The organism is Streptomyces africanus, from assembly GCF_002150735.1.
Taxonomy (GTDB): domain Bacteria; phylum Actinomycetota; class Actinomycetes; order Streptomycetales; family Streptomycetaceae; genus Streptomyces; species Streptomyces africanus.
The window spans coordinates 1-8,971 of record NZ_MUKA01000472.1; the positions used below are offsets into that span (position 1 = coordinate 1).

An 8,971-nucleotide genomic window follows, 5' to 3' on the forward strand; every position below is an offset into this window, starting at 1 on the left:
TGCCGACGGTGACGACCGCACACTGGCCGTCACCTACAGCGAAGGCGTGGGCCCGGACCCCGTGGCCGTGTGGCGCGACGAAGTCGAACCCAACCTGGAGCGGTCCGGCGACTACCGGCGGATCGGCGAGATCCGCGCGACGACGTACCAGGGACGCGAGGCCGCCGACATGGAGTGGACGGTGGACGCCGACGGCACCCGGGTGCACACCTTCGGCCGCGGTTTCCTGCTGGGCGGGGGCCGGAGCTTCTCACTGCGCTGGACGACCCCGGACGACGACTGGGACGCCAAGGCGAACCAGGAGGCGCTGCGGACCGTCCTGAAGACGTTCCGGCCGGGCAGGGAGGTGAGCCGGCCGGAGGCGAGGGGCTGTGTGCGCCAGCTCGCGGTGAGCGTACGGTCCGCGAGGGAGCACGTCAGCGCCAGGCGGTGCGGGGTCTCCAGGAAGGCCACCTCCAAGGCCAGCGTGCCGGGGTCCGTCCAGCCACCGCTCACCGCGGTCGGGAGCGGCTTCTCCGCCACCGTCCAGCCCTCCGCTCCGATCCGCAGGTCCAGCCGGTGCTCGCCCTCGGTGAGCCGGAGCGTCCAGCCGTCCGCGTCCGGTACGAGCCCGGCCGACAGAGCGGGACCGTCCCCGTCGGAGGACCTGAACTCGGCTGCCGACCATTCCTCCGTCGCGTCCGGGGGTGCCGGCCTGCCCGGGGCGGGCGCGAGCGCGAGCCCGGCGAGGCGCTCCCGCAGGGCCTTGTCGGCGCTCTCGCGGCCGGGCAGCGGCTCGGGGCCGAAGGCGGGCAGCAGGTGCTGCCAGACCAGGTTCAGGACGTCCTGCATCCGCACGGTCGCCGCGGTCATCGCGATCACCGCGTCCTGCTCGGGCAGCACCAGGCAGAACTGGCCGTAGGCGCCGTCGCCCCGGTAGCCGTGGCGGGAGATCCAGAACTGGTATCCGTAGCCCCGGTCCCAGTCCTGCCGGTTCTCGTCGCCCATGGCTCCGGCGGTGGGTATGTGCGGGCGCGTGGCCCGGGCCACCCATCCTTCGGGCAGCAGCCGCTCGCCCTCCCACACCCCGTCGCGCAGGTACAGCTCGCCGAGCCGGGCGATGGCGTCGGTGGTGGCGTGCAGACCGCTGTAGCCGATCTCGCGGCCGGCGCGGTCACGCTGCCAGAACACCTCGCCGATGCCCAGCGGATCCAGCAGCCGGGGCCGCAGATAGGCGGTGAGCGGCTGCCCGGTCACCCGCTGGACGATCGCGGCGAGGGTGTAGGTGGCGGGCTGGTTGTAGGCGAAGACGGTGCCGGGGTCGCGGTCCGGCGGCAGCAGCAGGAACCCGCGCACGGGCTCCTGCTTGTCCAGCGCGTAGACCTCGTCGATGGTCTCCCGCTCGTGGCCGCTCGCCATGGACGCCACGTGCCGGACGAGCATGGCCCGGCTGCGCGGGTCGGTGATCTCGGCAGCGAGCTCCGGGAAGTAGGAGATCACCGGCGCGTCGAAGTCGAGCAAGCCCTCGGCCTCGGCCAGGGCGGCGGCGGTCCCGGTGAAGCTCTTGCTGAGCGAGTACAGCAGGTGGGGGCGGTCGGGGGTGTACGGCGCCCACCAGCCGGAGGCGGCCAGCCTGCCGTGCCTCATGATCATCAGGCTGTGCGGCTCGATCTCCGGATGCGCTTCGAGGGCGTCGAGGAAGGCGTGGACACCGGACGCGTCGACGCCCTGGGCGGCGGGGCTGTCCGCAGGCAGAGAGAAGGCACTCATGAGGGCATCCTGCCCCGCAGGCGGACCTTGATCGAGCAGTTTTCACGCCTGCTGTCAGGGGACTCGGCGGTTATGGTGCAAATCGGATACACGATGATGACCGAGCAGGCCGGCCCCCGCGAGCTCGTCGACCATGTGGTGCGGGCCGAGGATGCGGGCTTTGACTTCTCGGTGACCTCCGACCACTACTTCCCGTGGCTGCGCTCGCAGGGTCACTCGCCCTACGCGTGGGCGGTGCTCGGTGCGGCCGCCCAGGCCACGTCACGTATCCCGCTGATGACGTACGTGACGTGCCCGACGTTCCGCTACCACCCGGCGGTGGTGGCGCAGAAGGCGGCGACGGTCCAGTTGCTGTCCGAGGGGCGGTTCCGGCTGGGGCTCGGCTCCGGCGAGAACCTCAACGAGCACGTGGTGGGCGGCGGCTGGCCGTCCGTCGACGTACGGCACGAGATGTTCGAGGAGGCGGTGGAGATCATCCGCGCCCTCTTCAAGGGCGGCCACGTCAACCACCGGGGCACGCACTTCGACGTGGAGTCGGCCCGGCTGTGGGACCTGCCGGAGACGGCGCCGCCCATCGGCATCGCCGTCTCCGGGGAGCAGTCGTGCGAGCTCGCGGGCCGGCTGGGCGATCTGGTGATCGCCACGGAGCCCAAGGCGGGGCTGCTGGAGGCGTTCGACCGGCACGGCGGCGAGGGCAAGCCCCGCGTGGGCCAGCTGCCGGTCTGCTACGACGCCGACCGGGACACGGCGATCAAGCGCGCCCACTCCCAGTTCCGCTGGTTCGGCAGCGGCTGGAAGGTCAACTCGGAGCTGCCGCACCCGGATTCCTTCGAGGCGGCGACCCAGTTCGTCACGCCCGACGACGTGGCCGACTCGATCCCGTGCGGTGACGACCCGGACGCGTTCGTCGAGGCCGTGCGCCCGTACGCCGAGGCGGGTTTCACCGAGATCGCCCTGGTCCAGATCGGCGGCGAGTCGCAGCCGGCGTACCTGGACTGGTCGGAGAAGACCCTGCTGCCCGCCCTGCGCGACGCGTTCGGCTGAGGTCCTCCCCCTCCCGGGCCGGCCCGGTCCACGGGCACGTATAGGCTGCCGAGCCGCACATACTCAACCGGCCAGCCTGTTCAGGAGAGTCGTCCGTGACCCTAGCGATCACCCCGCCCGAAACCTCCCCGGCACCCGTCTGCGAGCCGATCGCGCGGGACGCGCGGGAGTTCGGGGCGTACGCCCGGACCGGAGGGTGGGCCTTCGGACTGAAAGTGGCGCGCAGCGTGCGGCCCGGCGGGCAGGGCGCGGACGAGACGCCGAAGGTGTCGGCGAAGGAGTTCGCGGAGCTCGCCGGGTGCTCCCCGGAGCGGGTCATGCGCTACTACAAGGCGTGGGACCGGGCGGCCGACGACGGGCTGGTCCCGCACTTCGAGGCGCTGACGCCGGGTCAGGAGGTGGAACTGCCGGACGCCGACGTGTGGCTGAGCTACTACGTCTCCCGCTCCGGCGCCACGTCCGAGCGCGGCACCGCCATCGCCGAGGCCGCCGAGGCGGAGGGCATCCGGCCCACGAAGGCGCTGGAGGTCGCGGAGAACCCCACCGCTCTGCGCGCCGCGATCCTCGCCGACCCCGCCACCGCCCGCGCGGCCCGCCAGGCCCTGCTGGACCGGGTCCGGGAGGACCCGGAACTCCAGTCGGAGCTGGCCCGTGACGTCGTGCGCACCGACGAGCTGAAGAAGGCCGTCGCCGGCGAGAGCAGGGCGGCCGACCGGATCGGATACGTGCGCCAGATCGCCGAGTCGGGCCAGATCAAGACGCCCGCGGGGCAGACCCTGGACGCACCGGCCGAGCTCCGCCAGGAGGCCGAGCGGCACCTGTCGCTCATCGACGAGCTGGACGAGGACGAGGACGCCGGCGAGTGGGCCGCCGAGGCGTACGACACCATGAAGTCCCTCGTCGTCGAGACCGTGGAGACCGACCCGGGACTGCGGGTGCGGGAACGGCGCACGAAGTTCTACAGCAGCCTCCAGAAAGCGACCAAGGTGTTCGAGGAACTGACCTTCGACGACGCCGGGGAGTTCTACGAGGACGACATGGTCGAGCGCCTGGAGGAGCTCCAGCGGGCCGTGGCCGTGTGCATCGAGTCCCTGCGCGGTGCCCGGGGGAATCACCCGGAGGGCTGAGCATCTTGTGCGTGTGGGGGGTACTAGAGGGCTCTACGTCGGTTGGTTCTTCCCGGAGGCCCTCTCGTGAACTCCTTCGTGCACAAGACCCTGGTGGTGCAGCTCCAGGCAGGTGACACGGACCGTTTCTCCGTGCTCGCCCACCTGAGCTACGACGCCGCGGACCCCTTCGCCGTCACCGTCGTCTTCAGCCACGACGGCCGTGTCCTCGCCCGCTGGCAGCTGGACCGGGAGATGCTCGGCGAGGCGCTGCGGCGTCCGGTCGGGGTGGGGGACGTGCGGATGCGCCCCGAGTCGCACGGCATGTGGCAGGAGCTGCGCCTGGAGTTCTTCGGTGACGCCCGCCCCGACGGCGGCCGGCACCACGCGGTGGTGTTCGCGTGGGCCCCGGCGTTCGCGGCGTTCCTGCGGGAGACCCACGAGATGGTCCCGCCCGGCCGCGAGGAGGTCCGCGTCGACGACTTCCTGGCGGACGTCATCGCCGGGGGCTGATCCGGGGCGTTCCCCGCTGACGAACGGAACCTGCGGTGGTGTCCGCGGTCGGGCGCGGGCACCACCGCAGGCCCTCACTTCGAGGTGTGGCGGCGCCGGACCCACAGAGGGAGGGCGAACCAGCACAGCAGGTACCAGCCGACCACTCCGGCGACGAGGTAGGGCACGAAGCCGTCGTGCGTCGCCACGCGCAGGATCAGCAGCAGTGAGGCGGTCGTCGTGGCGAGCAGCAGCACGAGGCCGAGCAGGGTCAGCCGGGAGGCCAGCCGCACCGCCTGGGGCTTGACGCGCCGCCCGGAGACGAGACGGTGCAGGGAGACCGGCCCGATGAGCGCCCCGGTCGCGCACGCGCCGAGGACGACCGTCACGAGGTAGATCAGCTGGTCCGTGTCGGTCAGGTCGTCGTACTTGTCGGTGAACACCACGGTGAGCAGAAAGCCGAACAGGATCTGCACGCCCATCTGGGCCACGCGGACCTCCTGGATGAGTTCCTGCCACATCCGGTCCGCTCTCTCCTCCTCCGTCTCGTTGCGCCCCCGGCGCCTGGGCGCGCCGTCTGCCGTGTCCGCCACTGTGACTCCCCGGTGTGAGACGTGGGTGCTTGTCTCACGCGGGTTCCCCGTAAGCGGCCGTCGTCCCGGCCCGCACGGCGGTTTGAGCGATCAGCGGACGGTTACACGGACGGCGACTGACGCACAGCCCGAGGAGGTCGTGGACGCATGTCCGGTACGCAGCTCACCGTCACGCTCAGCGGCGGGGGTGCCGACGACGCACGAGCGGTCGTCCGGACCCTGGAAGGCACGTTCGGGGCGCCGGACGAGCTGCCCGCCGACGAGAACGCGACCGTGCACATGGCGACCTTCGACGGCGACGGGGACGCACCTCCGGCCGGGAGCGCCGGGTCGGGCGCCGAGCGCCTGTCCGCCCCGGTGACCGTCACGGTGCAGGGCACCCCGGAGGCGGTGCGGCGGGCGAGCGACACGCTCACCCGGGCCTTCACGTCCCGCGACGACGGTGTCGCCTCCGGCGACCAGGAGCAGGAGAGGCAGCTGCTCCTGGTGCCCTGAGGGCGCGCCTCACCAGCGGGTTTCCACCTGGTCCCTGATCCGCCGGTCGTAGAGGTCACGGATCGCCGCCCGCGTCTCGCCGGACAGCTCCGGCAGGCGGGCGGCGGCCGCGTTGGCGCGGGCCTGCTCGGGTGAACGGGCGCCGGGGATCACGGTCGTGACACCGGGCTGGTCGATGATCCAGCGCAGGGCCAGCTGGGCCGGGGTGTACCCCTCCGGAGCGAGCGCGGCGAACTCGGCGGCGGCCTCGACGCCGGTGCCGTAGTCGACGCCGGAGAAGGTCTCGCCCACGTCGAAGGACTCGCCGTTCCGGTTGTAGGTGCGGTGGTCGTTCTCCGGGAAGACCGTGTCCCGCGTGTACTTGCCCGACAGCAGGCCGGAGGCCAGCGGCACGCGGGCGATGATGCCGACGCCCGCCTCGCGCGCGGCCGGGAGCACCTCGCGCAGGGGCTTCATGCGGAACGGGTTGAGGATGATCTGCACACTGGCCACGTTCGGCCGGGCGATCGCGGTCAGCGCCTCCGCGCAGGTCTCGACGCTGACGCCGTACGCGGCGATCCGCTCCTCCTCGACCAGGGTGTCGAGGGCGTCGAACACCTCGTCCGTGGAGTAGACGGGCGTCGGCGGGCAGTGCAGCTGCACCAGGTCGATACGGTCGACGCCGAGGTGGCGCCGGGAGCGGTCGTTCCAGGCGCGGAAGTTGTCGAGCACGTAGTTTTCCGGGATCTGGTCGACCCGGCGGCCCATCTTGGTGGCGACCAGGACGTGCAGGTCCGGCCTGCCGCTGAGGAACGCGGCGATGGTCTGCTCGCTGCGGCCGTCGCCGTAGACGTCGGCGGTGTCGAAGAAGGTCACCCCGGCCTCGGCCGCCGCCTCCAGCACCGCGAGGGCTTCCTTGTCGTCGACGTCTCCCCAGTCGGCGCCCAGCTGCCATGTACCGAGACCGATGACGGAGGCGTGCTGGCCCGACCTGTCGAATGTGCGCTCGTCCATGGGCGTCAGTCTGTCATCCGTCACGGCCGCGCGCGGAACATCTCGCTCCGGGCGCCGACCCCACCCGATTCACTCACACGAGTGAATAGAGTCGGCAGGGATATGTCACGTGTCAACGGGCCCCTAGCGTGGCTCGATGTGACAACTGGTCCAGTGAGCAACTTCCCGTCGGGTGAGGCGCGTTGGTCGCGCCGGGGTTTCCTTCTCACCGCTGCCGCGCTGGCCGCCGTGCCGGGGCTGCCGGCGGATCCGGCCGCCGCCGCGGCGGAGCTGCCGGACTTCCCGGCGGACGTCGCGCTGTACCGCTCGGCGTACCGGAACTGGGTCGGCGAGATCACCGCCGACGGCCTGTGGGCCTGTGCGCCGGGAAGCCCCGGCCAGGTGGTCGACGTCGTCAACTGGGCCTGGCGGCACGGGTGGCGGGTGCGCGCCCGGGGCGCCTCGCACGGCTGGTCGCCCCTGACGGTGACGGAGGGGACGCCGTCCGGCGCACCCGTCCTCCTCGTCGACACCGCGCCGCACCTGACCGGCCTCGCCCTGGACTCGCCGGCCGCCGTACGCGCCGGCACCGGCGTGACCATGGAGGCCCTGCTCACCTTCCTGGAAGAGCATGGCCTCGGGGTCACGGCGACGCCCGCTCCCGGTGTGCTCACCCTGGGCGGCGCCCTGGCGATCGACGCGCACGGCACCGCCGTTCCCGCACGGGACGAGCGGCGCCCGCCGGGGCACACGTACGGCTCGCTGAGCAACCTGATCCTGTCCCTGACGGCCGTGGTGTGGGACTCCCGGGCCGGCGCGTACGCGCTGCGCACGTTCCACCGTGACGAGACGGACTGCGCCGCGCTGCTGACCCATCTCGGGCGGTCCCTGGTGACCGAGGTCGTGCTGCGGGTGGGCGCCAACACCGCTCTGCGGTGCGTGAGCCGGACGGACATCCCGGCCGGCGAACTGTTCGCCGCGCCCGGCACCGGGAACGGACGCCACACGTTCGCGAGCTTCCTGGAGGAAGCCGGACGGGCCGAGGCGATCTGGTTCGCCTTCACCGAGCACCCCTGGCTGAAGGTGTGGAGCGTCTCCCCCACCCGGCCGCTGACCTCACGGCACGTGAGGCGGCCGTACAACTACCCGTTCTCCGACAACGTCCCGGCCCCGGTGGCGGAGCTGGTCGACCGGATGACGTCGGAGGCGGCCTGGTATCTGGCGCCGCTGCTCGGCACCGCGCAGTACGACGCGGCCGCCCTCGGGCTGGCGGCGACGCTCTCCGGCGACATCTGGGGGCCGTCCAAGAACACCCTGCTCTACCTGAAGCCGACCACACTGCGGGTCCACGCGAACGGCTACGCCGTGCTCACGTCCAGGGACCGGGTGCAGCAGGTCGTCTCAGAGTTCGCCGCGTTCTACCGGGAGCGGCTGACGGCGTACGCGGCCCGGGGCAGCTTCCCGGTCAACGGGTCGGTGGAGATCCGGGTGACCGGACTGGACGACCCCGGCGACTGCGGGGTGGCCGGGGCCCGCGCGCCACTGCTGTCGGCACTGCGGCCACGCGCGGACCACCCCGAGTGGGACACGGCCGTGTGGCTGGACATCCTGACGCTGCCGGGCACGCCGGACGCGGAGGCGTTCCTGCGCGAGATCGAGCGGTACCTGCTGCGCGCGTACGACGGCGGGTCCGCCCTGACCAGGGTGGAGTGGTCCAAGGGGTGGGCGTACACGGACGACGAGGTATGGAGCGACCAGGAGGTACTGGACACGGTGGTGCCGGCCGCGGTCGGCACGGCCGAGTGGGCCGAGGCGGACGCGGTACTGGACCGGCTGGACCCGCACCGCGTGTACGGCAACGCCTTCCTGCACCGGCTCTTCGGCCAGGGCGCGAAGAGGTGAGGTGCGCGGGGCGCTGAGGCGTGAGGTGCGCCTGCACGGCCGGCGCGTAACGCTCCACCAGGGCGTCGACGGTGCTCGCGTGGGTCTCCCCCAACGACCCGGTGTTCTGGCTGCACCACGCGTTCATCGACAAGCTGTGGGCCGAGTGGCAGCGGCGGCATCCCGGCTCCGGCTATCTGCCGGCCGCGGGCACGCCGAACGTCATCGATCTGCGCGAGACGATGCGGCCGTGGCACGACACGAGCCCGGCGGATCTGCTGGACCACACGGCGCACTACACGCTCGACGCGTGATCAGACGGTCGCTCCCGCGCGGCACTCCGGGTGGCCCCAGCCGCTGTCGTTCTTGGCGATGGACTCACCGGCCGCGTAGGAACGGCCGCACTGGCAGCGTCCGGGGAACTTCGCCTTGATCGTGCGCGAGGAGCCCTTCGCGGCGGACGCCTTCCCCGTGCGGGTCGCGCCGCCGCGCGAGCGGGACCGGGGGGCCTTGGCCGGGGTGTCCGGGGCGGGCGGCGGCTCGGGGGAGCCGAGGCCGCTGCCCGCGGGCTCCTGCACGGTGGCGGCCTGGCTGGCGGCTCGGTCGGCGAAGTCGTTGAGCCGGTCGCCGTCGACCTGG

At 72.3% G+C, this 8,971-nt stretch carries 8 protein-coding genes and 2 pseudogenes; 6 read left to right on the forward strand and 4 right to left on the reverse strand.

Going from position 1 to position 8,971, the window contains the following annotated elements:
* Positions 1–111: 111 nt before the first annotated feature.
* A complete protein-coding gene (locus CCL05_RS40045) occupies positions 112–1,749 on the reverse strand; it encodes a serine hydrolase domain-containing protein (RefSeq protein ID WP_244204560.1) in 1,638 nt (545 codons plus the stop codon).
* A 72-nt stretch (positions 1,750–1,821) separates the two neighbouring features.
* Between CCL05_RS40045 and CCL05_RS40050 the strand changes: the two genes are divergently transcribed.
* From CCL05_RS40050 to CCL05_RS40060, 3 genes are all read left to right on the forward strand, one after another.
* Positions 1,822–2,793 carry an LLM class F420-dependent oxidoreductase gene (locus tag CCL05_RS40050; protein WP_086565518.1) on the forward strand — a complete coding sequence of 324 codons (972 nt, stop codon included), beginning with the start codon at positions 1,822–1,824 and terminating at the stop codon, positions 2,791–2,793.
* A gap of 95 nt (positions 2,794–2,888) precedes the next feature.
* The gene (locus CCL05_RS40055; RefSeq protein ID WP_086565519.1) at positions 2,889–3,920 is read left to right on the forward strand and encodes a hypothetical protein; all 1,032 of its coding nucleotides are present in this window, start codon (positions 2,889–2,891) and stop codon (positions 3,918–3,920) included.
* Between the two features lie 66 nt (positions 3,921–3,986).
* On the forward strand, positions 3,987–4,412 hold the full coding sequence (locus CCL05_RS40060) for an SsgA family sporulation/cell division regulator (RefSeq protein WP_086565520.1): 426 nt from the start codon (positions 3,987–3,989) through the stop codon (positions 4,410–4,412).
* Positions 4,413–4,486: 74 nt separating this feature from the next.
* On the opposite strand, the gene CCL05_RS40065 is transcribed toward CCL05_RS40060, so the two are convergent.
* Positions 4,487–4,912: a DUF6328 family protein gene (locus CCL05_RS40065; protein WP_244204562.1), complete on the reverse strand. Its 426-nt coding sequence runs from the start codon at positions 4,910–4,912 to the stop codon at positions 4,487–4,489.
* A 219-nt stretch (positions 4,913–5,131) separates the two neighbouring features.
* Here CCL05_RS40065 and CCL05_RS40070 point away from each other — a divergent pair, with 219 nt between their 5' ends.
* A complete protein-coding gene (locus CCL05_RS40070; RefSeq protein ID WP_086565522.1) occupies positions 5,132–5,479 on the forward strand; it encodes a hypothetical protein in 348 nt (115 codons plus the stop codon).
* Between the two features lie 9 nt (positions 5,480–5,488).
* On the opposite strand, the gene CCL05_RS40075 is transcribed toward CCL05_RS40070, so the two are convergent.
* Positions 5,489–6,472 carry an aldo/keto reductase gene (locus CCL05_RS40075; protein WP_086565523.1) on the reverse strand — a complete coding sequence of 328 codons (984 nt, stop codon included), beginning with the start codon at positions 6,470–6,472 and terminating at the stop codon, positions 5,489–5,491.
* Between the two features lie 153 nt (positions 6,473–6,625).
* Here CCL05_RS40075 and CCL05_RS40080 point away from each other — a divergent pair, with 153 nt between their 5' ends.
* The gene (locus CCL05_RS40080; RefSeq protein ID WP_086565524.1) at positions 6,626–8,353 is read left to right on the forward strand and encodes a cholesterol oxidase substrate-binding domain-containing protein; all 1,728 of its coding nucleotides are present in this window, start codon (positions 6,626–6,628) and stop codon (positions 8,351–8,353) included.
* A gap of 83 nt (positions 8,354–8,436) precedes the next feature.
* Positions 8,437–8,646 (forward strand): annotated as a pseudogene (locus tag CCL05_RS40085) (tyrosinase family protein); the annotation flags it as partial.
* Here CCL05_RS40085 and CCL05_RS40090 read toward each other — a convergent pair.
* Positions 8,647–8,971 (reverse strand): annotated as a pseudogene (locus tag CCL05_RS40090) (ribonuclease HI); the annotation flags it as partial.

Bases quoted from the DNA above. Each gene is read 5' to 3' on its own strand.
- CCL05_RS40065 (WP_244204562.1), bottom strand. From the start codon at position 4,912: ATGTGGCAGGAACTCATCCAGGAGGTCCGCGTGGCCCAGATGGGCGTG.
- CCL05_RS40045 (WP_244204560.1), bottom strand. From the start codon at position 1,749: ATGAGTGCCTTCTCTCTGCCTGCGGACAGCCCCGCCGCCCAGGGCGTC.
- CCL05_RS40050 (WP_086565518.1), top strand. From the start codon at position 1,822: ATGGTGCAAATCGGATACACGATGATGACCGAGCAGGCCGGCCCCCGC.
- CCL05_RS40070 (WP_086565522.1), top strand. From the start codon at position 5,132: ATGTCCGGTACGCAGCTCACCGTCACGCTCAGCGGCGGGGGTGCCGAC.
- CCL05_RS40075 (WP_086565523.1), bottom strand. From the start codon at position 6,472: ATGGACGAGCGCACATTCGACAGGTCGGGCCAGCACGCCTCCGTCATC.